The 26,866-nt window shown below is 43.1% G+C and carries 24 protein-coding genes; 10 read left to right on the top strand and 14 right to left on the bottom strand.

Annotated elements, in window-relative coordinates; genetic code table 11:
* The first annotated feature begins 7 nt into the window (after nucleotides 1–7).
* The 3 genes from phnX to ND16A_RS15415 all read left to right on the top strand — a co-directional run bounded on the left by phnX (nucleotide 8) and on the right by ND16A_RS15415 (nucleotide 3,079).
* Nucleotides 8–817 carry a phosphonoacetaldehyde hydrolase gene (gene phnX, locus ND16A_RS15405; RefSeq protein ID WP_033076340.1) on the top strand — a complete coding sequence of 270 codons (810 nt, stop codon included), beginning with the start codon at nucleotides 8–10 and terminating at the stop codon, nucleotides 815–817.
* The gene (locus tag ND16A_RS15410) at nucleotides 814–2,208 is read left to right on the top strand and encodes an FAD-dependent oxidoreductase (RefSeq protein ID WP_152593788.1); all 1,395 of its coding nucleotides are present in this window, start codon (nucleotides 814–816) and stop codon (nucleotides 2,206–2,208) included. Before phnX ends, ND16A_RS15410 begins: the two co-directional genes overlap by 4 nt.
* Nucleotides 2,209–2,332: 124 nt before the next feature.
* Nucleotides 2,333–3,079, top strand: a complete 747-nt coding sequence (locus ND16A_RS15415) for a UTRA domain-containing protein (protein ID WP_235281967.1) — start codon at nucleotides 2,333–2,335, stop codon at nucleotides 3,077–3,079.
* A 69-nt stretch (nucleotides 3,080–3,148) separates the two neighbouring features.
* On the opposite strand, the gene phnW is transcribed toward ND16A_RS15415, so the two are convergent.
* A complete protein-coding gene (gene phnW, locus ND16A_RS15420) occupies nucleotides 3,149–4,240 on the bottom strand; it encodes a 2-aminoethylphosphonate--pyruvate transaminase (RefSeq protein WP_033076337.1) in 1,092 nt (363 codons plus the stop codon).
* 125 nt (nucleotides 4,241–4,365) lie between these two features.
* A complete protein-coding gene (locus ND16A_RS15425; RefSeq protein ID WP_033076336.1) occupies nucleotides 4,366–5,223 on the bottom strand; it encodes a trypsin-like serine protease in 858 nt (285 codons plus the stop codon).
* 154 nt (nucleotides 5,224–5,377) lie between these two features.
* On the opposite strand from ND16A_RS15425, the gene ND16A_RS15430 reads away from it, so the two are divergent.
* Nucleotides 5,378–6,106 carry a winged helix-turn-helix domain-containing protein gene (locus ND16A_RS15430; RefSeq protein WP_081945456.1) on the top strand — a complete coding sequence of 243 codons (729 nt, stop codon included), beginning with the start codon at nucleotides 5,378–5,380 and terminating at the stop codon, nucleotides 6,104–6,106.
* Between the two features lie 30 nt (nucleotides 6,107–6,136).
* Here the strand turns inward: ND16A_RS15430 and ND16A_RS15435 are convergent, their stop codons facing one another.
* The gene (locus ND16A_RS15435) at nucleotides 6,137–6,613 is read right to left on the bottom strand and encodes an energy transducer TonB (RefSeq protein WP_033076394.1); all 477 of its coding nucleotides are present in this window, start codon (nucleotides 6,611–6,613) and stop codon (nucleotides 6,137–6,139) included.
* A gap of 366 nt (nucleotides 6,614–6,979) precedes the next feature.
* Here ND16A_RS15435 and ND16A_RS15440 point away from each other — a divergent pair, with 366 nt between their 5' ends.
* Nucleotides 6,980–8,101, top strand: a complete 1,122-nt coding sequence (locus ND16A_RS15440) for a hypothetical protein (protein ID WP_033076334.1) — start codon at nucleotides 6,980–6,982, stop codon at nucleotides 8,099–8,101.
* A 114-nt stretch (nucleotides 8,102–8,215) separates the two neighbouring features.
* Here the strand turns inward: ND16A_RS15440 and ND16A_RS15445 are convergent, their stop codons facing one another.
* Together ND16A_RS15445 and ND16A_RS15450 are read right to left on the bottom strand one after the other, a co-directional pair.
* A complete protein-coding gene (locus ND16A_RS15445; protein ID WP_033076333.1) occupies nucleotides 8,216–9,073 on the bottom strand; it encodes a PA4780 family RIO1-like protein kinase in 858 nt (285 codons plus the stop codon).
* 232 nt (nucleotides 9,074–9,305) lie between these two features.
* Entirely contained in the window at nucleotides 9,306–10,700 is a 1,395-nt protein-coding gene (locus ND16A_RS15450) for an aminotransferase-like domain-containing protein (RefSeq protein ID WP_033076332.1), read from the bottom strand.
* Nucleotides 10,701–10,796: 96 nt separating this feature from the next.
* Between ND16A_RS15450 and ND16A_RS15455 the strand changes: the two genes are divergently transcribed.
* The 4 genes from ND16A_RS15455 to ND16A_RS15470 all read left to right on the top strand — a co-directional run bounded on the left by ND16A_RS15455 (nucleotide 10,797) and on the right by ND16A_RS15470 (nucleotide 14,704).
* Nucleotides 10,797–11,339: a GNAT family N-acetyltransferase gene (locus ND16A_RS15455; protein ID WP_033076331.1), complete on the top strand. Its 543-nt coding sequence runs from the start codon at nucleotides 10,797–10,799 to the stop codon at nucleotides 11,337–11,339.
* Nucleotides 11,340–11,417: 78 nt separating this feature from the next.
* On the top strand, nucleotides 11,418–12,086 hold the full coding sequence (locus ND16A_RS15460; protein WP_033076330.1) for a DUF1326 domain-containing protein: 669 nt from the start codon (nucleotides 11,418–11,420) through the stop codon (nucleotides 12,084–12,086).
* Nucleotides 12,087–12,210: 124 nt separating this feature from the next.
* Nucleotides 12,211–12,672, top strand: a complete 462-nt coding sequence (locus ND16A_RS15465) for a nuclear transport factor 2 family protein (protein WP_033076329.1) — start codon at nucleotides 12,211–12,213, stop codon at nucleotides 12,670–12,672.
* 304 nt (nucleotides 12,673–12,976) lie between these two features.
* Nucleotides 12,977–14,704, top strand: a complete 1,728-nt coding sequence (locus tag ND16A_RS15470) for a hypothetical protein (RefSeq protein ID WP_033076328.1) — start codon at nucleotides 12,977–12,979, stop codon at nucleotides 14,702–14,704.
* Between the two features lie 548 nt (nucleotides 14,705–15,252).
* On the opposite strand, the gene ND16A_RS15480 is transcribed toward ND16A_RS15470, so the two are convergent.
* Nucleotides 15,253–15,717 carry a nuclear transport factor 2 family protein gene (locus ND16A_RS15480; RefSeq protein ID WP_033076326.1) on the bottom strand — a complete coding sequence of 155 codons (465 nt, stop codon included), beginning with the start codon at nucleotides 15,715–15,717 and terminating at the stop codon, nucleotides 15,253–15,255.
* A gap of 39 nt (nucleotides 15,718–15,756) precedes the next feature.
* On the opposite strand from ND16A_RS15480, the gene ND16A_RS15485 reads away from it, so the two are divergent.
* A complete protein-coding gene (locus tag ND16A_RS15485) occupies nucleotides 15,757–16,341 on the top strand; it encodes a hypothetical protein (protein WP_033076325.1) in 585 nt (194 codons plus the stop codon).
* A gap of 40 nt (nucleotides 16,342–16,381) precedes the next feature.
* Here ND16A_RS15485 and fdhA read toward each other — a convergent pair whose 3' ends face one another.
* The 8 genes from fdhA to ND16A_RS15525 all read right to left on the bottom strand — a co-directional run bounded on the left by fdhA (nucleotide 16,382) and on the right by ND16A_RS15525 (nucleotide 26,739).
* Complete coding sequence (gene fdhA / locus ND16A_RS15490; RefSeq protein ID WP_033076324.1) at nucleotides 16,382–17,578, bottom strand: formaldehyde dehydrogenase, glutathione-independent; 1,197 nt, start codon at nucleotides 17,576–17,578, stop codon at nucleotides 16,382–16,384.
* A 364-nt stretch (nucleotides 17,579–17,942) separates the two neighbouring features.
* Nucleotides 17,943–18,818, bottom strand: a complete 876-nt coding sequence (purU, locus tag ND16A_RS15495; protein WP_033076323.1) for a formyltetrahydrofolate deformylase — start codon at nucleotides 18,816–18,818, stop codon at nucleotides 17,943–17,945.
* A 134-nt stretch (nucleotides 18,819–18,952) separates the two neighbouring features.
* On the bottom strand, nucleotides 18,953–19,549 hold the full coding sequence (locus ND16A_RS15500; RefSeq protein ID WP_033076322.1) for a sarcosine oxidase subunit gamma: 597 nt from the start codon (nucleotides 19,547–19,549) through the stop codon (nucleotides 18,953–18,955).
* Nucleotides 19,542–22,565: a sarcosine oxidase subunit alpha gene (locus tag ND16A_RS15505; RefSeq protein ID WP_033076321.1), complete on the bottom strand. Its 3,024-nt coding sequence runs from the start codon at nucleotides 22,563–22,565 to the stop codon at nucleotides 19,542–19,544. Before ND16A_RS15505 ends, ND16A_RS15500 begins: the two co-directional genes overlap by 8 nt.
* Nucleotides 22,562–22,861, bottom strand: a complete 300-nt coding sequence (locus ND16A_RS15510) for a sarcosine oxidase subunit delta (RefSeq protein WP_033076320.1) — start codon at nucleotides 22,859–22,861, stop codon at nucleotides 22,562–22,564. The genes ND16A_RS15505 and ND16A_RS15510 overlap by 4 nt, the downstream gene beginning before the upstream one ends.
* 12 nt (nucleotides 22,862–22,873) lie before the next feature.
* On the bottom strand, nucleotides 22,874–24,124 hold the full coding sequence (locus ND16A_RS15515; protein ID WP_033076319.1) for a sarcosine oxidase subunit beta family protein: 1,251 nt from the start codon (nucleotides 24,122–24,124) through the stop codon (nucleotides 22,874–22,876).
* A gap of 76 nt (nucleotides 24,125–24,200) precedes the next feature.
* Nucleotides 24,201–25,454 (bottom strand): serine hydroxymethyltransferase, encoded by a 1,254-nt coding sequence (gene glyA, locus ND16A_RS15520; protein WP_033076318.1) that lies wholly within the window; start codon nucleotides 25,452–25,454, stop codon nucleotides 24,201–24,203.
* A gap of 187 nt (nucleotides 25,455–25,641) precedes the next feature.
* Entirely contained in the window at nucleotides 25,642–26,739 is a 1,098-nt protein-coding gene (locus ND16A_RS15525) for a hybrid-cluster NAD(P)-dependent oxidoreductase (RefSeq protein ID WP_033076393.1), read from the bottom strand.
* Between the last annotated feature and the right edge of the window lie 127 nt (nucleotides 26,740–26,866).

The raw sequence follows: 26,866 nt of genomic DNA, 5'->3' as shown, positions 1-26,866 counted from the left end.
ATTTACCATGCAGCAAATTGAAGCTGTTATTTTAGATTGGGCCGGTACTGTCGTTGATTTTGGTTCAGTAGCCCCAACAACTATTTTTGTTGAAGCATTAAAACAAGCGTATAACTTTGACATATCCCTTGCTGAGGCAAGAGTGCCTATGGGCATGGGAAAATGGGATCATATCAAAACACTAGGGCAATTACCGGAAGTAAGTGCTCGATGGCAAAAACAGTTTGGTAATGTCATGACCGATGATGTGGTTGATGAAATTTACCGAACTTTTATGCCGTTACAAAAGGCTAAAGTGGCAGAGCATGCGAAACCAATTGCCGGTGTGCTTGATACCTTAGCCCGGTTAAAAGGCCAAGGCATCAAAATAGGCTCTTGTTCAGGCTATCCTCGCGAAGTCATGGAAATCCTTGTGCCTGCTGCTGCTAATTATGGTTACAAGCCTGACTGTTGGGTGGCTAGCGATGATATCGCTGCAGGCTCTCGACCGGGTCCTTGGATGGCACTGCAAAATGTTCAGCAACTTGGCATTACGAATGTGGCCAATTGCATCAAGTTTGATGATTCTGCCCCTGGCATTACGGAAGGGCTTACTGCGGGCATGTGGACAGTGGGCATAGCCATCACCGGGAACTCAGTAGGTTTAACCGAACAAGAGTGGTTAAATTTATCGTCAGCACAGCAAAAAATAGCAAAAGAAAAAGCATACGATACGCTATATCAAGCGGGAGCTCATTATGTCGTTGATTCTCTCGCGGATGCGTTACCCGCGGTACAATCAATACAGGCCGCCAGAGCGAGAAATCAGCGACCATGAGTTTAATCCAGCCATTTTGGTTTGAGCAAGCGTTGAAAAGTGTAGAACTGCCTGAAATCGCAAAACTTAACAAGAATATATCGGCAGATGTCTGTATTGTTGGCGGCGGCTATACCGGGTTATGGACAGCGATCAAAATCAAGCAACAAGCGCCCGAACAACGAGTGGTGCTCATTGAAAAAGGAGTGTGTGGGCAAGGCGCTTCGGGCCGTAACGGTGGTTGCATGCTTACTTTTGCCACTAAGTTCCAATCGTTAATCCGCTTTTTTGGTCTTGCCGAAGCTATCCGGCTAGTGCAAGCTTCGGAACAAGCGGTTGATGATATTGCTTCGTTTTGTCAACACAATCACATTGATGCCGAGGTAAAGGTTGATGGCTGTATTTATACTGCAACGAATCAACCACAAGCACGCTCTCTAACCCAACCAATAGATTTACTCAGCCAACATGGCATTAATAATTGGCAACAATTAAGTACCGAGCAGGTCATTAAGCAGAGCGGATCTTCGGCTAATTTAGCCGGCATTGCTAGCCATGCTGGTGGATCGGTGCACCCAGGGAAATTAGTATTAGGCTTGGTTAAGCATGCCTTATCAATAGGCATTGAAATATTTCAGCATACTGAATATCAAGATATTCAGTATGGCGAATTAGCCATTATTAAAACCAATGCTGCCAAAATCATCGCCAAAAAAGTTGTTTTTGCCATTAATGCGTGGATGGGCAAGCACTTTAAACGTTTTAATCGTCATATCACTTTAGTCTCTTCTGATATGCTGATCACTCAACCTATGCCGGAACTGCTGGAAGATATAGGCTTGGTTCATGGCAAGGCCATTGCTGATTCTCGTATATTTGTTCATTATTATCGAACGACTCAGGACGGGCGTTTAATGTTAGGAAAAGGCGGAAACATGTTTGCTTTTAACAATCGCATGTTACCTGCCTTTGAGCAACCAAGTCAGTATCGACCCATGCTAGAGCAAGCCTTCACGCGTTTTTTTCCAACATTACCTAATGCGGTAGAAAGAACGTGGACCGGGGCTTCGGATCGTTCAACCACAGGGCTACCATTTTTTGGTAGTTTATCAGCAGATAACAATGTATTTTATGGCTTAGGTTATTCGGGGAATGGGGTGGTACAGAGCTTTTTAGGGGGCGATATTTTATCCTCAATGGCTTTGTCATTGGATAATGCCTGGACCCAATCACCTATGGCCAAAGGTCCACTAGGTCGATTTCCGCCAGAGCCTATTCGTTACCTTGGTGCCAACCTAGTGAAACACTCTGTGCTTAGGAAAGAGCGTGCTGAAGATCAAGGGCGATCTTCATTATGGCTGGATCGGCAAATGTCAAAATTTGCCGCTGCCGCAGGTAAGGCGGATAAATAATGGCTGTCATTGAGGGTAGGGTCACATATTGCATGCCGATATTGGTGCCGATTGGTTGGCGCAACAAGGATTTCGCGCTAGCGTTTATCCGCCGATGCGTTATCATGTTTTGGCAAAATGATATTTGGCAAGTAAAAACACCGCAACTGCATTTTCAATTGAGAATAGAAAAAAAATGTTACTTTACCTAGAAATAAGACAATACCTTTTTACGTTGATTGCTCAACAACCCAAAACGAAAAAATTGCCCTCTGAGCGAGAATTGGTTGATACCTTTAAATCAACACGTATTACTGTCCGAGAAGCATTAATTAGCTTAGAAGCTGAAGGTATGATTTATCGACTTAAGCGCAAGGGCTGGTTCATTTGTCCGCCACGCCTGCAATGGGATCCAATCCAAAAAGTAAACTTTTATCAATTAGCTCAAGAACATCATTTTATTGCTCGTACTCAATTGATTTCAATCAAAAAAATAAATTTGACCAATGATATTAGCCTGGCTTTTAGTCGCGACTCAACTTCACCGTCTCTTTATGAGATTTGTCGAGTACGCTCGCTCGATGACAGACCTGTTATGGTCGAAGAGATTTATTGCCAAGTAGAGCAATTTCATGGCTTGGATGATAAAGCGCTTGAAGGGTCAATTACAACTATTTTTACTAATGATTACGGTATTGAAGTGACAAAAGAAAGCAGTACCATATCAGTGACTACTTTACCTGAAAATAAAGCGCAACATCTACAGCTTAATAGTGGTGCATCGTGCTTGAAAATCATCCGAAAACGGTTTAGTGCAGACGCTAGTTTAGTCGATTATAATATTGAATATTGGGTCCATAGTGCGATAGAGATTGCAGTTGAAAGTAGTTGATATCAAGTTTGCTGATTCTTTTTTAATCGTCCGTCAAAATCGCCTATGAGCGACTTTGACGGATCAAATTTACCAAAATTGTGCGGCTTTTATTGCGGTCAATAGACTTTTTATGTCCTCAGGGTATATTTCTCCTATATTGCCAATTCTGAAACAATCGGCGTTTGATACTTTACCTGGGTAAATAACAAAGCCCATGCTTTTTAGTGCTAAGTAAAATTGTTTAAAGTTATAGTTATCGCTGTCAGGTGAGAGGAACGAGGTAATGATAGGTGAATGCTTACTGTCTTCTAACAAGGCTTCAAATCCTAACTCGCGCATTCCATGTACCAACAAAGATTGATTGGTAGCATATCGCTTGGCTCTCGCTGCAATTCCTTTTTCTTCAGTCAGCTCTATTAGAGCTTGTGCAAATGCACGAACCACATGGGTAGGTGAAGTAAAGCGCCATTTACCATTATTTTCTTCCATCGTGTGCCACTGATCATAGAGATCTAAACTTAACGATCTTGCTTGCCCTTTAGTCGCTTTAATCAGGGACTGTTTTGCAATAATAAAACCAAATCCTGGCACACCTTGAATGCATTTATTGGCAGAGCTGATCATAAAACCTATATCCAAATCAGCAATATCGAATTCAATACCACCAAAACTCGACATGGCATCTAAAATAAAGACAATTTTATTTTCACGACATATCTTAGCAACGGCTTCCAGTGGGTTTAACATGCCGGTAGTTGTTTCACAATGCACCATGGCAAGATGGCTGATCTTTTCATCTTGTTGTAGTGTTTTAGTGATCAGTTTTAGATCTGGCTGTTCGGTTTCTGTAAAGTTAAGTACAGTATGATCAATGGACAATATATGACAAATTTCAGCCATTCTTTTGCCGTAAGCACCATTATTGATAATTAATATTTTGTCCGAATCACCAATGGCGCTGCCAAGCACTGACTCTACTGATGCCGTTCCGCTGCCTTGCATCAAGACACTTGTATAACCTGATTGAGTCGTCGCTAAAGACACTAATTGTTGGCGAATGTTTTCAACAATTTCAATATTGTAGTCATCATCCCATGTACACCAATCCCTTAGCATGGCCTCTTTAACTGTTTGGGTTGTTGTTAAGGGGCCGGGTGTTAATAATTTGTAATGTTTCATCTTACTACCTAAATTCTTACTGGTCTAGACCAGATAGTAAGGAGCAGAAAGCTAAGATACAAGGGCAGGGACAAAATTTCACGAAATTGTCATGTAGTAAAACAGATAAGGGCATTGAAATCCTATTATTGCTTTTCCATTACTTCGCTGCTAATACCAATATCTTTACATACTGCAGGTAAAATATCTTCAGTAAGACCTGCGGGTAGGTGTTTTAGAGTTTGTACAGAAAGATGTTTTCGAGTTAACTCATTACCAGCAATAACTTGCTCAATCCATGAAGAAAAAAACGATACCCTAGAATATACCTCGGTTATCCCATATTCCCCTATATTGGTGAATTTTCCTTCCGGACGCGAACTCACTCCCAATAATTTAAAGCCGTCTTCACTGGCGATAAAAGCCGGTCCGCCACTGTCACCGCCACCCGAAACACCTTCTAACGGCAGTGCCTCATCGTCGCGGTTAAAAATAAATTTAATTAACGGACCTGGTGCGGCAATGATGGTATTTTGGGCTTTTCTCAGTACTCCATTATTTGCGGCATTATCAATCGTTTCGCCAGTAATACCGGTACCTGTGCCACCGATACCGATAAACCAAATTTGTTTGCCCGACTCATCGCTTTGCTGATAAGTATCCGCAGGGGCGACATCCAATACTTCCTCTACCAGTTCAACTAAGGCAATATCATGACTTTGTCCTGGGGTATAATCTGGATGGATGTAGAGGTTTTTTATCACTCTTGCTTTGTTATTAATTAACACCTTTGCATTTGGTTTGATACAAAAAGTCGCGTGCGCCGCGGTAACAATCCACTTCGATTTTATTAACGTGCCATGCGCGCCATCGATATAGAAAGTTGCCAAAGCGGGAAAGTCGGTTAACTCAGCCTGATATTTCGAATCACTCACGTCATGGCGAATTACGATGGCATAACTTGGCAATGAGAATAATATGGCCAGTAAAATTAAATGTTTCATAAATTCCTTAAATGTTTGTGCAGACTGGTATTGTTCATTGCTAGCCTTTATCATGGAAATTGAAATGAAATACCAGTGTTAGCGACTTAACAAATTCTATCTTTTCCCTATCCAAAATATATCTAACTTAACTAATTGAAATATATATAAATTAATGAATGACAGAAACTCCAAAGCAACACTAACGAGCGACCAATTAATGCTAACGCCATTTAATACTGGCGGAGTGATCGTAAATGTCAGTCAAAATCGTATCATCTATAACGATAAGCCGTTAGATCTGCAGCCAAAAGTGTTAGAGCTTTTAGTGTTACTTTGCGCCGCTAAGGGTCAAACATTGAGCAAGCAGGAACTCACGGAAGCGCTATGGCCGGATACCGTTGTCGGACCCGATTCACTAGCAAACACCATTGCAAAATTACGCCGGGTACTTGCGGATGATGCGAAAAGTCCAAAGTTTATTAAAACAGTACAACGCAAAGGCTATTTATGGCTGCAAGATGTCAGCATCATAAAAGCAGCCGCTAACAATACCCATAGGTATGGCAAAGCGATAACGTACTTATGCATTGTTGCCGCGCTGATAAGTTTCGGTCTGTACTGGTTTGTTAATGACAATCAACAGGCTGAAGAATTTCCCTTCCCTGATTTGTATATCGAAAAGCTTGAAGGTGGCGGTTACGAAATTCAAGTGGGTGTTGAAGGCGAATTAACCGAAGAGAGAAAAGCGGCAATGTTGAAAGAAATTAAACGCATCACCGGCGAAGAACACTCGGATATGATATTTACCGTCGATCCGCTAAAGCCAGATTGTGAACAGATTAAAGCCAGGCATAAAGATAAATCGGAGTGTAAAAAAACACTACAGCAAAAAAGTCAGTAGCGTTAACGGCTATTTACCAAGCAAGTTCAATCATCGTTTAATTTTATAGCCGATAGACGCTACTACATCTTCGCCGCGACATTGACTTTTTGCGGCAAAGCCGGTTGCCGAACAATGACCATCCCCTTGCTCCAGGCAATATTCAAACCGGGTGTGAGTCTTAACCGGCTCTTCTATAATGCCTTTGGGTAAGTCTGCCCATTTCCATTTAGTGACATTTAACTTTGCTTGTTTGGCGAAATATTTACTTGTTGAACCAGTGACTTTCACGTTTTTTATTTCATAATCGGCAGTGATCACATACTCAACGGTGGCACAGCCTTCTTTCCCCGCGCGCGCTTCTTCAATAGGATAGCGGGGTGGGAATCTTGTCAGTGGGTGCCATTTCTTGCTGGTTAATTCTGCTTCAACAACTTGCAGATGAGCAAAGCTTTGCTCGATAGGGGGTGATGTGCTGTTACAGGCGACCAATAACAAAGGGGATAAGAGCAAAACGAAACGATTCATAAAACAGTCCATGTAAATTTGTTTGGTATTTCATTTAAAATAGCCAGGGCAACGTTCTTTGTCAAATAAATAACTCTATTTATCAGCATCTTAGTATTACTTTGAACTTCACTGGCGAACATGGGGTTTAGAGCGTTTAACGTTTTTGTGAATCACTATAGCCCTCATTGCGATCAAAGAAGGGCCGTTGAAATTTGCGCATTGAGCTTAATATCAGGTATTGTGGTTGTAGACAGTCTGCTGACCCGCCTTGGTCGTAAAATTTGTATTTTTACCGAGAGAATGTTGCATTTGAACGTTGATAGCGGATAAGTGCATGCTAGGTACTGGACTGTTTTATCGAAAAAATGAAAATGGATTTACATAATGCTTTTAAAAATTAGAACATTAGTACTGCTTATCATTATTGGTGTGCTTGCAATATTGTCTTTTAGCTCACCGCATAACGAAACTCCTTTTCATTTGGATGGTCCTGCTCTCATTTTTGCAAAAGAAACTCTCCCCGCTGAAATCATCAATAGAGAAGCGAATAAAACACATTTGACCAGTGTTCACTTGCCTGAGCAGCTAGAAACCCAAGAGGATGAATACATCGTTCATTGCGACGAGAGGTCTCTATTGGAGGATGAGGCCGTCTTTGCAGCGCGCCAGTTATTTTTTCAGTCTCTGGTTAATTCAAATCAAGTAGATAAGCAACTTGATTATGCGTTGTTTGCGCTTGCACCCGATGATCGATCTCAATTAGACTTGCTAGTATCGTTTAACCAACGGTACCCTAACAACCCTACCGCGTTACTGGAATCAGTCCGTTTATGTTCCACGCAACTAGACAATAAGCATTGTGATCAAAATCTTATCGATATGGCGATAGCTGCCGATGGTAATAATGGCGCGATGTGGCTTGAGATCGTTTATTTTCACGCCAATCGAAATAATGATCAGCAAACAATTTTCGCCATCCAAGAGCTATTAAAGGCACCATACTTTAATGAACATTTTGGCCGAAATGTACAACGTTATAGTAAAGCCCTTGCCGGTTCTAGATTTAATGATTTTAACCTTAACACTGTTGCTGCTATTGGCATTGAGGCGGCCAAATCAATAGGGTTCAGTGGGTTATTCGAGTGGTGCAAGCAAGGAATTAATCGTAGTGAAAAAGTTCATGCTTGCCTGCAATTAGGTATTGATATCAAAGAGCGTGGTCAAAGGCACATGACAAAAACTTTCGGGCTGGCAATTCAACGAATGATTTATCAAGCGGAAGATAATCTAGAGTCCTCCGCTGAGATTGACAGAGAGTTAAATATGGCTGGGTCATATTCAGAGCAACATCAAAAAGCTGCTACGCTAATGTTCTTTGATGAGGAGCTGTTACGATTTTGGCTAAACAATTCGGATGATTATGGTGAAACCGAAGCCGCAAACTTATTGATTGAAGAAGCCATTTTACGGTCAAAAAATGAAAACTATTTGCCTTGTGATAGCTAGGCCAGCGTTTATTTTTTGTGGCTAGATTATTTGCATTCGTTGAAAGGTGCATTATAACAATTTAATCAACTTGGTATTAGACCGCCATTGCGAGCATATGGGGTAATTAGTCCATTAACCCATTTCATTGGCTTCCCTTATGCGTTCAAGGTTTGCTTCATTTTCTGCAAAAGCGGCTTTAATTTCTTCTATTACGCTGCTAACGTTGGCGGTCTTGTTTTGCTCAGCAAAAATACCGGTTAGCTCAGTCTCTGGGGTTAATTCACTTTTTTCATAAAGCGCCCACATTTCTTCAGCATATCTGCTACCCAATAACTGTGGGGCAAATTGGCCGTAATAGGTTGTTATGTTTTCAACATCACGAATTAACATCGCTTTGGCATTGTTATTGGCCGATGCATCTACCGCTTGCGGCAAATCAATGATCACCGGCCCGTAGGCATCCACTAACACATTAAACTCAGATAAATCACCATGAATAATGCCTGCACATAGCATCCGCAATATGTAAATTATGACTTCTTCAAAATCTTCAATGGCTTGTTCTGCCGACATCACGACGTCATTTAACCGCGGCGCAACATCACCATCGTCATCGGTAATTAACTCCATTAACAGTACGCCGTCATAGCAACCGTAGGCTTCTGGTACCCGTACGCCAGCATCGGCTAACCGCTTCAGTGCATCAACTTCAGCATTTTGCCAGGCTTGCTCTTGCTGATCTCGTCCATATTTTGAGCCTTTCTCCATCGCCCGAGCGCGTCGGCTGTTACGACTTTTACGGCCTTCCTGATATTGCGCGGCTTTTTTAAAACTGCGTTTGATTGCCTCTTTGTACACCTTAGCGCAAATAATTTCAGCGCCACTACGAACCATATATACCGTGGCTTCTTTGCCACTCATTAACTGGCAAATAACTTCATCGACTAAACCATCTTCAACAAGAGGTTGTATTCTACTGGGGATTTTCATCGTGGTGTTATACCTTAGTTACAGGCCGTTTGAAACAGTTAGCTTGAAATTTGAACGATTATAGCGAACATTTTTGCTGATTATAGCAAGTTAATTAAGTATCAGCAGATATTTAATCGACTTGGTATTGTAACAGGGTAACTTTAGATAGCGCTAAAAATATTAATGCAAAGATGGCATAGTTAATAACCAATCCGTGTCCTGAACGGGCCGTGAAGTTAGGCAATCTATCTCAGATAGCATGACACAGAGTCTTCAGTCCAGCTGCCAAACGAGCATTCCAGGGCAATGCAAAGGTGATACGAAAATACTGCTCGAATTTATCGTTGAAACTGAACACAGTTCCGGGCGCTATCGCGATGCCTTTGTCGACAAGCGTTTGCCATAATTCGATACTCGAATTGTTGTCATCAAGTTTCATCCAAATACATGGGCCACCAGTTTGAGCTGAATACGTAATTTTTGATGGTAAATGGGCGATTAAGATTTTTTGACTCTCTAAGTAATTCTTGTACAGCTGCTTGCGTAATTTATCCAACGATTGCTGATAATCTCCTGATAAAATGAGTGAATGCATTAAATTTTGGGTATGCAGGTTAGGATCTTCTGTTGCCGTGTGTTTAGCATGATGTATTGCCTCATTCATGTTAATACCAATCATAAAACCCAGGTTTATTCTGCTCGAAATGGTGTCGAAAAAATCCTGGATACTAATCAGTTTTATTGCTGAAACTGAATTTGCCAAAGACGCTAATGAAGCCGGTTTCTCTGTGCCAAAGTATAACTCCCCCCGATCATACTCTATCAGCGTTACGTCTCTGGACACGGCCCACTTTATTAAATTCATTTTATCCTGAACAGATAACACTCGCCCCGTTGGATCATTGAAATTGGGATTAACCAGATAGGTTTTAAATTTATGTTTGTGCCACGCCTGGTCAAGTAATTTTAGCTCTAGTAGATAGTCATTTTGCATAGGCACTTCAATGACTTCTTTACAAAAGTGTTTAACCAAAGCTTGAAAATAGAACGAACTGGGTGATTCTATGGCAACCGATGAAGCAACGGATTTTGTCGCAATTAACGCGACTAATAGACCTTCTCTGCGGCCTGAGGTTATATGAATATGAGCAGGCTCACAAATATGACCTTGTTTGTAAAGGTGCTGGCTCAACGCTCGTCTCAACCCCAGACACCCTTGAACTTCATCTACGAAATCAAACATATAGGGTCTTTTATCTAAGGCTTTTTTATGATGTTTATTGAGAATATATTCGTTGTTAACGATAGAGCTAGGCGCCGTTGAAGATAACGGAATAATGGCGCTATCATTTAGAGAATGTAGAACTTGGTGTTCCAGCACATCGCCAGTGTATGTTTGCTCAATAGCAACACCATACGGGCTTTTTTCATCATCGTCTGTGTTGCGAATAAAGTAACCCTTTTGCGGGCACGAATAAATTTTTCCTTCCAGCTCTAAGGCGTAAAATGCTTTTTGTACCGTGGAGATACTTACCTGTTTCTCTCCGGCGTAATTTCGAATAGAAGGTACTCTTTCGTCATACACGCCAACGTCTATCGCCTGTTCTAACTCCGTTTTTATCACCTGATATTTAAATATTGCCATGTTGCTGTACTGCTTTATTGATAGAAAACTGTATCTGTATTAAAAGTTTATCAAAAACTAATATATAAAGCAGTACAGTTTTGGAGAGAATATCTGATGGAAAGAATACTAACCACCGCTCGAACCTATCTGCGTGAATTTAAAATGACCGACGCCGAAGCGGTGCTGAGGTTTAATGGCGATAGCAGAGTTACCAAATATACCGGTGATGCTAACATGGTAAAAAAATTGCCCGATGCAGAGCATATTATTGCCAATATTTGGCTCGCTGAATACCAGCAACACGGCTATGGACGCTGGGCCGTAGTTGACCGTTTCTCTCATCAAGTCATAGGGTTCTGTGGTTTTAAATACATTGCAGATTTAGCCATGCCTGACTTTGGCTATCGTTTTTTACCGGAATACTGGGGTAAGGGGTTCGGCTCTGAAACTGCTCTGGCTTGTAAATATTATGGACAGAAAGAACTAGGCATTAGCAGATATTTTGCCGATGCAATGGCAGACAATGTTGCTTCTATAAAAATAATAAAAAGATTGGGGCTAAAGTTTTCTGGCTACATCGAAGAAGACAAGCAAACATATATACGCTTTACCCAACGCACACCAACCCTATTAAATACTAATCAGTTTTATAAGTAGTTTTCCATCCTAGACAACAATAGACCACCAGACTATTCTTTAGGGTGTGCCCATCATGAAGTACAAAGGGTCGACCAGATGGCTAATCAATGGTTATTTAAGAGCGAAACTTACGACAACTGCAATTGTGCGGTGAATTGTGGCTGCCAGTTCAACTTACCGAGCACCCATGGCTATTGTCAATCAGCCTTCGTTGGAAATATCGTTGAAGGCTATTTCAATGATACGCCACTTGCGGGACTTAATTGGGCTGGGCTATACAAGTGGCCTGGAGAAATCGCTGATGGCAATGGTAAGCGCCAAATCATTATCGATGAGCGCGCAAATGATGCTCAGCGAGTCGCAATAGAAAGCATTATCTCTGGCGGTGAATGCGAACCACTAAGCAATATTTTCTCCGTATTCTCATCCACCTGCTCCGAATTTTTCGAAACATTGTTTCTGCCAATACGGCTCGAAGCAAACTTGCAAAATAGAACCGCTAAGGTTGATATTCCTGGCATAATGACAAGCCGTGGCAACCCAATAATCAACGAGTTCAATGGCGAACAGTTCCACATTGCACTGGCTCGTTCTAGTGGCAGTTTTGAATTTATTTACGCAGAAATCGGAGTTGGAACGACTGCTGTTACCGGGGACATGGAGATGGCGTTCGAGGATTCATGGGCGCACTTTTGTATTCATCATTTCAATCAGGATGGCTTGATCCGAGAAAAATCTAGACTCACCGCATGGCTTAACCTTTAAGTAAAAGGAACCTTAACTATGACTCACCTTTGCTGCTTAACTGCAAATAAGTATATTAAGCAATGATTTACAGTATATAACTTAAATTGTATGCTAAACCTAATTAGCCAAAAAGGAAAAATAGATGCAAAAATTTGTAGTAAGTTTACTAATGATATTTTCAATGTCAGCTCAAGCTAAAAATACCTTTAGTTCTCCACAACTAGAGCAGCTGGCGCAAAAATTTGTACAAGCTATTGATGCTCGTCAACAGCCAGACACTAAAATTGAAGACATCGATCATTATATATCCCTATTAGCTGACGATTTCATTGATGAACATATCAAGTTCAACTTTACCTACACTGATAAAGTCAAATTAAGAGACGATATGATTGCCAAAATGGATAGTGAAATCATTTTCAGCTCGATCAAAATTGATCAGATGATAGTCGGTGGCAACGCTGCTTTTATTAAAATGACAGAAACTATCAAAGGCAAGCCTAGCCATCTAAATAAAATAATCGAGTACACTAAAACCAATATTGTTTCATTAGAGTTTAATGATCAAGGCCAAATAACTCACATTCGCCGACATCATGGTTGAATGTATACATAACGTCAATTAATCAAAGCCCTAACGGCAGTTATAAAGAGCGAATCAACGGAAGTTGAAAGGTTAGTAACCTGATGGTCTGCTCCAAGCTCATTATGCCGTTCACTTCAATGTGGTAATAGGCTATTGAGCGATAAGCGGTCATTGAACTATCGAAATTCAGCTAGACAATATCAACAGCTTTCTTTTTTTTGGTGTGAACGCTCACTGAAGATGTTTTAATAATTGGAATTACATTATTAAATAATTTAATATTAATTAAATCAGTTACCTAAATGAAAAGGAAGTAATAATAATGGGCTATGGACAGAAAATAACATATACGCTCCTTTGTACTCTGATGATCTTTTTAGCAACAAGCGTTTTTGCATCTGACATAGATTATCAACTACACATTCACGTTCATTATCAGCAGGAATCAGACTCATGGAAAGCTCGATATGAGTTACCTTTTGCTGTAGATCATATTGCATTTAGCAGACAAAGTAACTTTGATCGAAGTGAACTTTATAAGATAGATGAAACGAAATTTAAGTGGGATAAAGAGGGAGATGTGCTGCTTATCAGAAGTGTAGATGGTAATAAATTTAACTCGCTGAGTATCATTTTTTCTTCTTACTATAACTTTATTCAAAAAGACTATACGCATAACATAAAATATACAGATGGCAGTGTACTGTTGTACACCAATCATTTAGCTCTAGGCGCTAACATAATTAAAGATAAATCTGTAAGTCCCATTGGAGTATCATTTAGTGGCACAAGATTTCATTTCTCTGGCCCAAATCAAAATATAGTCTTTCTTGGTCAAAGTTTTAAGAACAAAGCTGAGTGGAGTTTAGAGGGGGAAGGCACCTATATATATTTCGGTAATATAAAACCTATTGAAAACGAAAACATGATTGCCATTGTTGACCCTGCAATACCTAAATGGGCATGGAGCAAAACTCAGAAGTATTTTCCAAAACTGTTTGATTTTTATAAATCAAAAACTGGGCAACCCTTAAGCTTCAAGCCTGTTGTGTTTTTCAATTACGATCAAGTTGAAGGTGACTACTCAAATTACAGTGGTGGAACTTTGGATGGGCTAGTTCAACTGACTATTAATGGTCAGCGCTGGCAGTCTGAGAATGTAGAACAATTTAATATGTTATTTCACTTTTTAGCTCACGAGGCTGCTCACTTCTGGAATGGTCAAATGTTAGCTTTTGAAGAGAAGAACCATTCTTGGATGCATGAAGGCGGTGCGGACACATTTGCTAATTTTGCGATGTTGGAGTTTGGCTTAATAAACTATGAACAGATGGTTCAAAAGTTCGAGGATGCTGCTAATAGCTGTTCTTTAAATAAAGGTGATGAATCGCTAGAGCAATCAGCGAAGCTCTGGCGTTACCGTAATTATTATACTTGTGGTGCAACTATGGGATTGGCAAGCCATGTTACAGTGAAAATAAAAGATTCCAGTAAATCAGTTTTTGATGTTTGGAAACATATTTTTAATGCAAATATTGTAGACAGAACTTATAACCAGCAGGATTATTTTAATGCTTTGAATCAGCTAACAGACTCAGAACAACTATCCAAAGCATTTGAAAAGTTTAGCAGTAGCAGTGATCTAGATAACCAAATAGAAATTGCTTCGTGGTTCAAACAATCTGAGATATCAACCACATATTCAGAAGACTATCCCAAATCAGTTGTCAGACATTGGGGAAAACAAGTTATTTATAACCTGATGAAATCACACTGTAAAAGTATCAGCTTCAGTAGCTATGATGACTATGTAAAAACTTATCCCATTGATGGCTGTAACTCATTCGGACAAAGTATGGAAATTCAGTTTGTAGGTGGATTGGATATTTTCCGTGACGGACTTAATGCATACAATTCGTTTAGGGCGAAGTGTGAGAATGCTGAAACGGTATTACTTCAGGATAGAAATAAGTTTGATGTTGCAGAGATAAAATGCTTAGAAAAGGTTCAGGGGTCTAGGCCATATTTGAAGCTTCAAACTCAACTGTAAATATACTCAGATTGGAAAAACTTGTCTAATGTCTGCTAATGACAAAGTTGGCGCTCAATAAATGTGCCATCTATGGCTATAGTGAGCGAATAGCGGCCATAGATATCTTCCCGCCCAACCTCTACAAAAGCGCCGTGGGATGACGGTACTACTTTTCTCCTAATGTGCGTGCTTCTTTGGCGCTTTTTAACAGGTTTAGTGAATGGCTTTTGCTGGCATTCACCTTATGCTCTTGTAAGCACTGTTGCAATTTCGATAGATTGGTGTTGATATAAAAACCGAATTTCATCACGCCTCGAGTTGTTGCTGCTGTAGTAGTCGATTTTTCATTGATATTCTTTAACGATTTCTAACCTGAAAACTTGCTGATACCAATTAGCCAGTTTGCTATCAAAGTCAGTTTTCAAGGCGATAAAATTAGCAGGAAGCTCAATATTATTAAAGCAAATTGAAGCATTTTTTGGTTGTCTATCGGCCCACGAATTTGTCGAAATTAGTAATAACAGCACAGCTAATGAAAAAGCGTTACATTTGATACGCAGCATCGGTTACTTTCTCCCTTTGGCTTGATGTTTAGTAATGTCATGGTATTGCCAAAGCACATTAATGATTTTCCAATCGCCTTCATCCGTTTTGACTAAGTGCATATAGTCAATCCAGTCATCGGCAGTGAGTTTCACCGACGCCACTCTTTGCTCGATATCCAGTATTTTGATATCAATGCGCGGCGACGTAGGGAACTTATCGCCTAGTTTGTTATAGTTTTTAGCAACATTAAGCATGTTGTTATAGTTCGTTTCCATAATAAACTCGCCGCCATTTTGCTGTTGCCAAAAAGTCCGTTTAGTCAGTTTTTTATGTAAGGCCTTCGCCATTAACTGCTGTTGAGATGTGTGTTGAGACACTATGTAGTTTCTCGCAGCTTCTTTAATTAGAGCGCTGTCGTTTTCTGGGGCTGCGAATAATAGCGGTGATAATGTTAATAGTATCATTATGGTGCTGACTCGTTTCATCGTTTTTCCTTATATTAATAACTACGATACGGCTCCATTGTGAAATGGAGCCCAGCTTTAAGTCTGATTTTAACCAATCACGACAATACTGCTTATCTCTATAATCGCAAAGGATTAATTCAAAGTTTTGAGTTAATCACCAATAACTTATCGATAAGTTTTGGCTGGTTGAGCAATGAAAAAATTTACAGTTTTGATGGCGAGTACCTGCGTTACTATGCCGTTACCGGTGACAAAGTGGCAGAGTTTAGAGTCAACGCCGACTCTTTATATTATCAATCGGATGCTAAAAAGTGGTGGCTATTCGAAGGTAAGCAACTTTACTCGGTTGCTGGAGAACTGCTCAATAGCGAGCATCTTGAACAACGGCAACAGTTATCAGCAGAGCAAGCGACTAAAGTGTCTGATATTAGAATGGTTGCTGATAGCTTGTATTGGAAAAATCAACTTGACCAGCAAGATCATATCTGGCAATTCGACACTAAGCTCAACCAAGCTCCGCAATTGCTAAGATCAGGTAAATTTATTTGGAGTTACGACGTTAACGCGAACAATGAATTAACGATAGCGGTAAAAGAAAATATTGAGGCTAACATTCGTTGGTATAGTCAAACGGCGCAATAAATGCGCCGTTTGCTAAAAGTGAAAGGCAAGCTTTCCTTTATTAAGCGACCATTGAATGTGGATCGATAACAAATTTCTTCGCCGCGCCATGATCAAAGGCTTCATAACCTTCCGGTGCACCATCGAGTGAAATTACTTGCACGTTAACTGCCTTGGCAATTTGTACTTTATCCCACAAAATGGCTTGCATCAGGTTGCGATGATACTTCATCACCGGGCACTGACCAGTAACAAAGTAATGCGATTTCGCCCAACCAAGACCAAAATTCATGCTCAGTTGACCGGTTTTAGCCGCTTCAGTAGCCGCACCAGGATCGCCAGTGACGTAAAGCCCTGGAATTCCGATACCACCACCGGCACGAGTTACTTCCATCATCGTATTCAGTACAATTGCCGGTTGTTCTTTATGATGGCTACAGCCGTGGCTATGCGCTTCAAAACCAACACAATCCACCGCCGCATCGACTTCCGGCACACCTAATATCTGTTCGATCATGTCTGGCACGGTCGCATCTTGGCGTAAATCTATGGTTTCACAACCAAAGCTACGCGCCTGGGCCAAACGATCCGGGTTCATATCACCAACGATGACACAAGCCGCACCGAGCAATTGCGACGATGCCGCAGCCGCAAGGCCAACAGGACCTGCACCGGCAACATAAACCGTAGCGCCAGGTACAACACCAGCGGTTACGGCACCATGATAACCGGTCGGGAATATGTCAGAGAGCATGGTTAAGTCACGAATTTTTTCTAATGCCTGATCTTTATCGGGAAATTTTAACAGATTGAAGTCGGCATAAGGCACCATCACATATTCAGATTGACCGCCAACCCAGCCGCCCATATCGACGTAACCAAAGGCGGCACCAGCGCGACCTGGGTTAACGTTTAAACAAATACCGGTTTTTCCTTCGCGGCAATTGCGACAACGACCACAGGCGATATTAAAGGGTACTGAGACAATGTCACCAACCTCTAAAAATTCAACATCGCTGCCTTTTTCGATGATCATTCCGGTAATTTCATGACCTAAGATAAGTCCCGGCTCGGCGGTAGTACGGCCGCGCACCATATGTTGGTCACTGCCACAGATATTGGTGGTCACTACTTTTAAAATAACCCCGTGCTCACACTTGCGGTTGCCTATGGCAAGCTTAGGGTAGGCAATATTTTGAATTTCAACACTTCCCGGGCCAGTGTAAACAACGCCGCGGTTTCCATGATTTGAACACATATCAAGCTCTCTTGTTGGTTAAATGACACGAACAATTTTTTTGATGGTTTGTTTTTGGTCATTAATTAAGGATCAAAGCCAATTTCCTTATCGTTATTGGAATAGTTGTTGGCTAAGGCGAAAAACACATAGGTCAGAATAACGTTTTGCCGCTGATACCGGCATATCTGAAAAAGACATCGGCATGCCTGAAACAGACAAAAACTGATTTTTGAACAATGACGAGAAAATGTAGACAAAAAGGAAAAAGAAAAAGAAAACCAACGACTGTATTTATATCTACTTAATGAAATGGATTGAAACAAAATCGTTGGTTTGGGCTGAACAACCTTGCGTTAATGGCTTCCGCGGGTCAGCTTTTATATTATTTGGCAAATACCACTGTTTTTTTACCGTGCATGAAAATTCGATGCTCGATATGACAACGTACCGCGCGCGATAACGTTAAACATTCGATATCACGTCCTTTAGCGGCCAGATCCTGAGGATAGTAACAGTGATCAACGGTCTCCACACCTTGGCTAATGATAGGCCCTTCATCGAGATCATCACTGACGTAATGCGCGGTCGCGCCCACTAATTTTATGCCACGATCATAGGCTTGATAATAAGGTCTGGCGCCTTTAAAACCTGGCAACAACGAATGGTGAATGTTAATGGCTCTACCGGCAAGTTTTTTACACATGTCACTCGAGAGCACTTGCATGTAACGTGCTAAGACCACCAAGTCGGCTTGACAATCCTGAATTATCTGCCACACCTTGGCTTCTTGTTCTGGTTTGGTTTCCTTGCTAATTGGCAAGTGATAATAAGGAATGCCATGCCATTTTGCCAGCTCTTCTAAATCTGGATGATTAGAGATAATCGCCGGAATTTCAATATCCAAGTCGCCAGTTCGATAACGATATAATAAATCATTGAGACAATGATCGTGTTTCGATACCATGATCACCACTTTTGATTTATACGGGGTTGATGCCAGTTGCCATTGCATCTCAAATTCATTGGCTCGTTGTTCGAATTGTTGACAAAACGCTTCTCGGTTAAATGCTGTTGCCGTATCGGCTCTAAACTCGATGCGGATGAAAAAACGGTTTTCAGCAGTATCATCAAACGAGTGGATTTCATTAATGTAAAACCCTTGTTCATACAAAAAACGGGTCACCACATCAACCGTACCAGGTCGGCTAGGGCAGTCTGCGGTGATAATGTGGGTTTGTGCTGCTTTGATATCGGACATTTTGATCCTCTATTGAAATTTAAAAAACCGCTTAGTCTGATTGTTTCAAACTTGAGCGGCTTTATTATTGTCGGTATATATCCCCTGAACGCATTGAAATACCATGCTTAAGGGGATGTTAATAGTCATGTTATTTAAACAATAGTTAAGCCGTATTCTTGGCTGCCTTGTTGTATCCATAACCAAATATAGTCAGAAAAACTCCGGCGTACCACTAACTGAAACTTATCTTCACTGACCCGCAAAATGTGGGCGCCGGCCTTGGCAAAGGTGGTGCCAATGACTTTGCCAACAGGAAAACTGTCCAAATGCAGATCATAGCCGGTCGATTTCTTCATCAGCTCGACCACATTGCTGCCACTCAGTTCAAGAATGGTTTGCGCACCACTGATATCACTGACCGCAAAGTGGCCTTTTAGATAAGAGCGGAGTTTTTGCTCGACCTCATATTCGCTGCCTGAGGCAACGACAATCAACCATTCATCAGGCGCTAACCACATGATTTGTGCGAGTTCACTGTTGGCACTGCTACACGGCGTGATTGGCAGTGCGATGCCTAAGGCTTCTTGCACGCCAGCCAAAAACTCGGCATCATCGCTGTTGCCACGTAAGTTAAGGTGGCCCAATAATGCTGCCTCGTGTAATACAATACCGCCTGAATTCGATTGGCCAATTAACTGGTCAAGCTGGGCATGGTGCAACGGTGATTCTACCTGTACAGAATTAGACATTTTGACGGTCTCCCTTTGGATCATAAAATACTGGGCTGCAAATTTCAGCTTCCACAGTGGTGCCATCGCTTAATGGCAAAAATACACTTTGTCCCTTGCGGCTAATGCCGCCTTTGACTACGGCTAAGGCGAAAGAATAACCCATGCAAGCACTGTAATAACTCGAGGTTACATGGCCGACCATGGTCATTGGAATGCTTTGATTTTTCTCAAACACAATTTGCGCACCTTCCGGCAAGACAAAGTTAGGATCTTTCGGTTTTAAGCCGACCATTTGTTTGCGATCATCGCGTTTGTTGTCGTAGCGAGTCCAGGAGCGTTTGCCGATAAAGCTAAACTCTTTCTTCTTGCCGACTACCCAGTCCATGTCTAAATCTTGTGGCGTAACCGAACCATCGGTGTCCTGGCCAACAATGATAAAGCCTTTCTCTGCTCGCAATATATGCATGGTTTCGGTGCCGTACGGGGTAATATCAAACTCTTCGCCCGCTGCCATTACCGCTTGCCAGGTATGCATGCCGTAGTTCGCTTGCACGTTAATTTCAAAAGACAGCTCACCGGTAAAGGAGATGCGGAAAATTCGCGCCTTAACACCAGCTACCTTAGCCTCGATCCAATCCATATATTTGAAATTATCGTTGCTGACATCGACATCACAGATTTTCTCTAATACCTTGCGCGAATTCGGCCCGGATATGGTCATCGTTGACCAATGATCGGTCACCGTTGAGAAATACACCTCAAGCTCCGGCCACTCGGTTTGATGCCATAACTCTAACCATTGCAATACGCCGGCGGCGCCGCCAGTAGTCGTGGTCATGATAAAACGGTTTTCTTCAAGACAAGCCGTTACGCCATCATCGAAGACCATGCCGTCTTCTTTACACATTACCCCATAGCGACATTTGCCAACGGCTAACTTGCTCCACGGGTTGGTATAGACACGGTTTAAAAATTCTCGAGCGTCTTTACCCTGAATATCAATTTTACCTAAGGTTGAGGCATCCAAAATGCCGACACTGTTACGCGTAGCCAAACATTCTCGTTCAAGCGCGTCTTGCATGGCTTCGCCAGGTTTTGGGAAATACCAAGGACGCTTCCATTGGCCAACATCTTCAAATTCGGCGCCATTATCAAGGTGCCATTTGTGCATGGCACTAAAACGCGCCGGATCAAACAGGTGCTTAACATCCGCTCCGGCCAAGGCACCAAATGTTGTTGGTGTGTACATTGGACGGAAGATAGTGGTGCCGGTTTCCGGGATTGTTTTGCCTAACGATTTGGCGGTGATGGCCATGCCGTTAATATTGCCTAGCTTACCTTGATCGGTACCAAATCCTAACGCGGTATAGCGTTTCACATGCTCGATAGACTCGAAACCTTCACGGTTTGCCAGCTCGATGCCGGCAGCGGTCACATCGTTTTGATAATCGACAAACTGCTTCGGCGCCCGGCTGGTTTTCTTGCTGTGCGGCACGTGGAATAATGCCATTGATGCATCTTCTTGTGGATCGCTGGTTTGCGGTAATGTGCCGGCATAACTGCCTTCACCTTTACCTGCCGCTTGTGCCGCCACCGCGCCAGTGGTAAAGCCAGCACTGATCACTTTCGATAAGTCGTAAACGCCTTCGAGACCACCACAAATATGTTGCTGTTGTACGGTTTCACCCGGCACAAACCCTGCTATGTCTTCATTCCATACCGGACGAGAGCCAGTATGTGATGATAGATGAATAACCGGGCTCCAGCCGCCAGAGCTGGCGACGGTGTCACAAGGAAAATGTTTTGCGGCGCCGGTAACGCTATGGTTCACGGCATTTATTGGCGCAATATCAACCCCTTTAACGCGTTTGCTGCCGCTGACTTCGATAACGGCATGGCCAAAGATGACGTTGATGCCTAATTTTTTGGCTTTCTTTACTAATTCGCCATTTGACGATTCGCGGGTGTCAACTATGGTGACTACCTTACGTCCGGCCTGATGCCAGTCGATTGCCGTCTTGTAAGCATTGTCATTGGTGGTCATTAACACCAATTGGTTGCCAGGCACAACATCGTAGCGATTAATATAAGTAGACACCGCATTCGCTAGCATACAGCCTGGTACGTCATTGTTACCATAGACAAGAGGTCGTTCATGAGCACCGGTGGCCAAAATCACCTGTTTAGCTCTAACTTTGTGTACTCGCTGGCGTGTGCTTTGCAGCTGGTTCTCACCTAAATGATCGGTGCGGCGCTCGTTAATACCCACCAGGTTATGATCGTAATACCCAAAAACCGTACTGCGTGGCAGTAATAACACGTTGTCCATGGTCGCAAGTTGGGCCACAGTTTTCTCAACCCACTGGCTGGGTAGCTCACCATCAATTTGCTGTTTAGAGCACAATAGACTGCCGCCAAATTCGTTTTGCTCATCGCTAATGATCACCCGTGCGCCAGTTTGTGCGGCAGACAATGCTGCCGCCAGCCCGGCAGGACCAGCGCCAACGATCATCACATCGCAATGATGATGCATTTTATCGTAACTGTCCGGATCGGCCTGTTGCGGGCTAGAGCCTAAGCCCGCGCCTTTGCGGATCAAGTGCTCATAAGACATCCATAACGACTGTGGAAACATAAAGGTTTTGTAATAGAAACCTGGTGGCATCATCGAGCCACCTAGCTTGCCCACCGTCGACATTAAATCAAAGTCAACATTCGGCCAGCCGTTGGTCGAGCTTGCCGCTAACCCGTGATAAAGATCGGTTTGCGTGGCGCGCGGGTTCGGGATAGTCGTGGCTTGGGTCGAACCAATTTGAAAAATGGCATTTGGCTCTTGTGAGTCACTGGTAATGATGCCACGCGGACGTGAGTACTTAAAACTACGACCGACGACATCAACACCGTTGGCCAGCAAGGCTGACGCCACGGTATCACCTTCAAAACCCTGATACTCTTTGCCGTTGAAGGTAAAAGTTAAGGTGCGGTTGCGATTAATGCGCTTGCTGCTGGCAGCGATTCGATTAACTTGGCTCATGATTGGCCCTCTTCACTAGCGGTGATACTGGGTTTTGCACCCATTTTGTAAGTTTCCATGATCTGATAAGTCACGGAGTTTCTGGTCATGTTAAAATATTTACGACAACCATGAGCGTGCAGCCACAATTCGTGATGCAAACCGCGTGGGTTCTTACGAAAGAATAAATAACGTGCCCATTGTTCATCAGACAATTCTTCCGGGTTTAGTGGACGCTGAATATGTGCTTGTCCGGCCGGACTAAACTCTTCTTCTTCGCGCATCTCTTCACAATAAGGACAGTGGATATGTAACATAATTAATTCTTCCTAGTGGGCAACGCCGGCAGCGCCGTGCTCGTCAATTAATTCGCCCGATGTAAAGCGATCGATGCTAAATGGTTTCGCTAACGGATGTGGATCATCGTGAGCAATCGTATGGGCAAACACATGGCCAGCGCCAGGCGTCGCCTTGAAGCCACCAGTACCCCAACCGCAGTTAAAATACAGGCCCTTAATATGCGTTTTCGAAATAATCGGACAGGCGTCAGGGCAGGTATCAACAATGCCGCCCCAGGCACGATTGAGGCGAACCCGACTAAAGATAGGGAACATTTCGATGATCGCAGCTATGGTATGCTCAACCACATTGAATGAACCGCGTTGACCATAGCCGACATAACCATCAATACCGGCACCAATCACCAGGTCCCCCTTATCGGATTGACTGACATAACCGTGTACATGATTCGACATCACTACGGTATCGAGAATGGGTTTCAACGGCTCTGACACCATGGCCTGTAGCGGATGTGATTCAAGCGGTAATTCCATGCCAACCATTTTGGCAATCACACTCGAGTTACCGGCGGCAACACAAGCAACCTTACCGGCGGAAATAAAGCCACGAGTAGTTTCAACGCCTTCTACCGCACCATCTTTACGACGAATGCCGGTGACTTCGGTTTGTTGCAATAAATCTACACCTAATGCATCGGCGGCACGAGCATAACCCCAGGCGACGGCGTCATGTCGAGCCGTACCCGCACGAGCTTGCCATGAAGCGCCCATTACCGGGTAACGCGCACCTTTCGAGCAATCTAAAATAGGCACCATTTCTTGCACTTGCGCGGTGGTCAGTACTTCACCATCGATGCCGTTCAAACGGTTGGCATTAACCCGACGTTCGATGTCGCGCATGTCTTGCAGGGTATGACCAAGGTTCAATACCCCACGTTGACTAAACATCAAATTGTAGTTTAATTCTTGTGCCAGGCCTTCCCACAGTTTTAATGAGTGTTCATATAAGTGCGACGCTTCGTCCCACAAATAGTTAGACCGCACTATGGTAGTATTACGGGCGGTATTACCGCCACCCAGATAGCCTTTCTCAATCACCGCAATGTTGGTGATGCCATGTTCTTTGGCTAAGTAATAGGCGGTTGCCAGACCATGTCCACCACCACCGATGATAACCACATCGTAATGTTTTTTTGGGGTCGGATTACTCCAAACCCGTTGCCAGTTCTCGTGGTAGCTTAACGAGTGTTTTAACAAGCCAAATCCTGAATATTGTTGCATGGTCTTACCCTTTTCTAAATTGCATTGTTGGACGTGAAAAAGTGACCTAAATACATTTAGGTCACCGGGGTATCATTTAACGATACACAGGGTTTTTGTCACATAAGCCCAACACTTTATTACGTACATCCGTAATCGTTTGTTCATTGTCAATGTCGTCTAGTACATCACAAATCCAGCCGGTGAGTTCTGCAGCCTCATTAATGCCAAAGCCACGACTGGTGATTGCCGGTGTACCAATGCGCAAGCCACTAGTGACAAACGGCGATTGTGGGTCGTTTGGTACTGAATTCTTATTCACCGTGATGTTGGCACGGCCAAGCGCAGCATCGGCGTCTTTACCGGTAATACCTTTATCGATTAAATCGAGTAAGAACAAATGATTGTCGGTACCACCAGAGACCACATTATAACCGCGTTGCTGAAATACTTTTGCCATCTCGCGAGCATTGTCGATGACTTGTTGCTGATATTCGACATAGCCTTCCGATAATGCTTCCTTAAACGAAATGGCTTTGGCGGCGATAACGTGCATCAACGGTCCACCCTGGCCGGCGGGGAATACCGCCGAGTTTAGTTTTTTCGCCAGTTCTTCATTCTCTTTTGCCAAAATTAGACCGCCACGAGGGCCGCGCAATGTTTTGTGGGTAGTGGTAGTCACCACATCGGCAATTGGCACCGGGTTCGGGTAGAGACCTGCTGCTACCAAACCGGCTACGTGGGCCATATCGACAAAGAACCAGGCGCCAACGCTGTCGGCAATGTCACGAAAACGCTGCCAGTCAACCACTCGTGAATAAGCTGAGAAGCCGGCAATGATCATCTTCGGTTGATGCTCTTTGGCCAGACGTGCCACTTCGTCGTAGTCAATTTCACCGGTTGCTTCATTTAAACCGTACTGTACTGAGTTGTAAATTTTACCGGAGAAGCTTACTTTCGAGCCATGAGTCAAATGACCACCGTGAGCTAGGCTCATGCCAAGGACAGTTTCACCTGGCTTAAGTAATGCCATAAATACCGCGGCATTGGCTTGCGAACCAGAGTGAGGTTGCACATTGGCATAATCGGCACCGAATAATTCTTTGGCACGGTCAATCGCCAATTGTTCAATCACATCGACGTGTTCACAGCCGCCGTAATAACGCTTCGCCGGATAGCCTTCGGCATATTTGTTGGTAAGCTGAGTGCCTTGAGCTTCCATGACGCGAGTACTGGTATAGTTTTCTGAGGCAATTAGTTCAACGTGATCTTGTTGACGCTTATCTTCCGCCTGAATTGCTTGCCAGATATTGTCGTCGAAGCCTGCTATTTGATCATTTTTATAAAACATTTCACTTTCTCCGCGGCTAAAACAAGCCGTAGTTTTGGTATTAAGATTAGATTCGATACTAGCTTGCTATATAGGGGGTAACCATTCCGCTAACGTCTTGCTTAGATCTATTTACGACATAATAATTATCGTCGTAATTGCGCTAAAAAATCGCATCTTCAATTGTTTGTTTTGACTATTGGTAATATTAATATTCCACCGCGACGTCACCCTGGGGAACGCTGCAACAACTTAAAATGTAACCTTCGGCAACATCTTCGTCGGTGATGCCGCCGTTATGTGTCATCACCACTTCGCCCTCGGTCTTTTTCACTTTGCAAGTGCCGCATATGCCCATACCACAGGCTTTAGGTATGTGCAGGCCAACTTTCGAGGCGGCGGAATGAACCGTGTCACCCGGTATGATCTTGACCGACTTTCCGGTTTTGCTAAATTCAACCGATAGCAAAGTATCGTCATCAACCGTGACACCGGCGGCGTCTTCCGCTTGCTGTTCGGCGTCGAGTTTTGCTTCTTCTGGCGGCGCGCCAAAACTTTCTTCATGGTAGTTATTCATGTCAAAGCCGAGGCGTTCCAGCATTTTTTTAACTGCCGTCATATAAGGCGTTGGCCCACAACAATAAACGGTGCGGTCCATGAAATCTGGTGCGATTATTCTCAGCTTATGTTCATCGAAGAAACCGGTATAACCACTCCAACTTTCACCGATGTCGTATTTTTCACAGATTAAATTGAGGTTGAAGTTAGTTATTCTTGAGTCCATGTACTCGAGTTCGCGACGATAAATGATGTCGCTCGGGGTACGGGCGCTGTGGGCAAAGATCATGTCGACTTCACCGTTGGTATCAAACCACCAACGGGCCATCGACATTACTGGCGTAATGCCGACGCCGCCGGAAAGCAATAACACCTTATCGCCGGTGATATCGATGCAGTTAAATATGCCTACCGGGCCATGTACCGCAATTTGGTCACCTTGTTTAAGGTTGTCGTGCAGCCAGTTTGAAACTTGTCCGCCAGGCGCTCGCTTTACCGTGATTGAGAAACTGTAAGGAACCGAAGGAGATGACGATATGGTGTAACTACGCAATACCTGTATGCCATCAATTTCCAATTCGAGCGTGACGAATTGACCAGGTTTGAAAAAGTGCATTACTGGCTTAGTGCTGGCAAAACAATAAGTACGTACATCAATAGTTTCGTCAATCACCTTGACGCATTGGACGTCGTGACGTCCGTTGGTCCATGCTTGAGTGTTTACGGCTTGCTGAAAGGTATTTGTCATAAGAAGGGCCCGAGTATTATCTTTATGGTACATACCATAGCGCCGAGTGCTTATTTGCCGCTTAACTAAAAACGACATCGATATAGTCGTTTTTGCCATCTTCTGACCTTACCCTTGAGGCTATAAT

Origin of the sequence: Thalassotalea sp. ND16A (genome assembly GCF_000764205.1) — a bacterium.
In the GTDB taxonomy this organism is placed as follows: domain Bacteria; phylum Pseudomonadota; class Gammaproteobacteria; order Enterobacterales; family Alteromonadaceae; genus Thalassotalea_A.
Note: the sequence above shows the minus strand (reverse complement) of the source record. Positions and strands in the feature narration are given on the sequence as shown.

What these genes read in the sequence shown, in the direction of transcription:
- phnX (WP_033076340.1), top strand. Translation starts at nt 8, where the DNA reads ATGCAGCAAATTGAAGCTGTTATTTTAGATTGGGCCGGTACTGTCGTT.
- ND16A_RS15410 (WP_152593788.1), top strand. Translation starts at nt 814, where the DNA reads ATGAGTTTAATCCAGCCATTTTGGTTTGAGCAAGCGTTGAAAAGTGTA.
- phnW (WP_033076337.1), bottom strand. Translation starts at nt 4,240, where the DNA reads ATGAAACATTACAAATTATTAACACCCGGCCCCTTAACAACAACCCAA.
- ND16A_RS15425 (WP_033076336.1), bottom strand. Translation starts at nt 5,223, where the DNA reads ATGAAACATTTAATTTTACTGGCCATATTATTCTCATTGCCAAGTTAT.
- ND16A_RS15430 (WP_081945456.1), top strand. Translation starts at nt 5,378, where the DNA reads ATGAATGACAGAAACTCCAAAGCAACACTAACGAGCGACCAATTAATG.
- ND16A_RS15435 (WP_033076394.1), bottom strand. Translation starts at nt 6,613, where the DNA reads ATGAATCGTTTCGTTTTGCTCTTATCCCCTTTGTTATTGGTCGCCTGT.
- ND16A_RS15440 (WP_033076334.1), top strand. Translation starts at nt 6,980, where the DNA reads ATGCTTTTAAAAATTAGAACATTAGTACTGCTTATCATTATTGGTGTG.
- ND16A_RS15445 (WP_033076333.1), bottom strand. Translation starts at nt 9,073, where the DNA reads ATGAAAATCCCCAGTAGAATACAACCTCTTGTTGAAGATGGTTTAGTC.
- ND16A_RS15450 (WP_033076332.1), bottom strand. Translation starts at nt 10,700, where the DNA reads ATGGCAATATTTAAATATCAGGTGATAAAAACGGAGTTAGAACAGGCG.
- ND16A_RS15455 (WP_033076331.1), top strand. Translation starts at nt 10,797, where the DNA reads ATGGAAAGAATACTAACCACCGCTCGAACCTATCTGCGTGAATTTAAA.
- ND16A_RS15460 (WP_033076330.1), top strand. Translation starts at nt 11,418, where the DNA reads ATGGCTAATCAATGGTTATTTAAGAGCGAAACTTACGACAACTGCAAT.
- ND16A_RS15465 (WP_033076329.1), top strand. Translation starts at nt 12,211, where the DNA reads ATGCAAAAATTTGTAGTAAGTTTACTAATGATATTTTCAATGTCAGCT.
- ND16A_RS15470 (WP_033076328.1), top strand. Translation starts at nt 12,977, where the DNA reads ATGGGCTATGGACAGAAAATAACATATACGCTCCTTTGTACTCTGATG.
- ND16A_RS15480 (WP_033076326.1), bottom strand. Translation starts at nt 15,717, where the DNA reads ATGAAACGAGTCAGCACCATAATGATACTATTAACATTATCACCGCTA.
- fdhA (WP_033076324.1), bottom strand. Translation starts at nt 17,578, where the DNA reads ATGTGTTCAAATCATGGAAACCGCGGCGTTGTTTACACTGGCCCGGGA.
- purU (WP_033076323.1), bottom strand. Translation starts at nt 18,818, where the DNA reads ATGTCCGATATCAAAGCAGCACAAACCCACATTATCACCGCAGACTGC.
- ND16A_RS15500 (WP_033076322.1), bottom strand. Translation starts at nt 19,549, where the DNA reads ATGTCTAATTCTGTACAGGTAGAATCACCGTTGCACCATGCCCAGCTT.
- ND16A_RS15505 (WP_033076321.1), bottom strand. Translation starts at nt 22,565, where the DNA reads ATGAGCCAAGTTAATCGAATCGCTGCCAGCAGCAAGCGCATTAATCGC.
- ND16A_RS15510 (WP_033076320.1), bottom strand. Translation starts at nt 22,861, where the DNA reads ATGTTACATATCCACTGTCCTTATTGTGAAGAGATGCGCGAAGAAGAA.
- ND16A_RS15515 (WP_033076319.1), bottom strand. Translation starts at nt 24,124, where the DNA reads ATGCAACAATATTCAGGATTTGGCTTGTTAAAACACTCGTTAAGCTAC.
- glyA (WP_033076318.1), bottom strand. Translation starts at nt 25,454, where the DNA reads ATGTTTTATAAAAATGATCAAATAGCAGGCTTCGACGACAATATCTGG.
- ND16A_RS15525 (WP_033076393.1), bottom strand. Translation starts at nt 26,739, where the DNA reads ATGACAAATACCTTTCAGCAAGCCGTAAACACTCAAGCATGGACCAAC.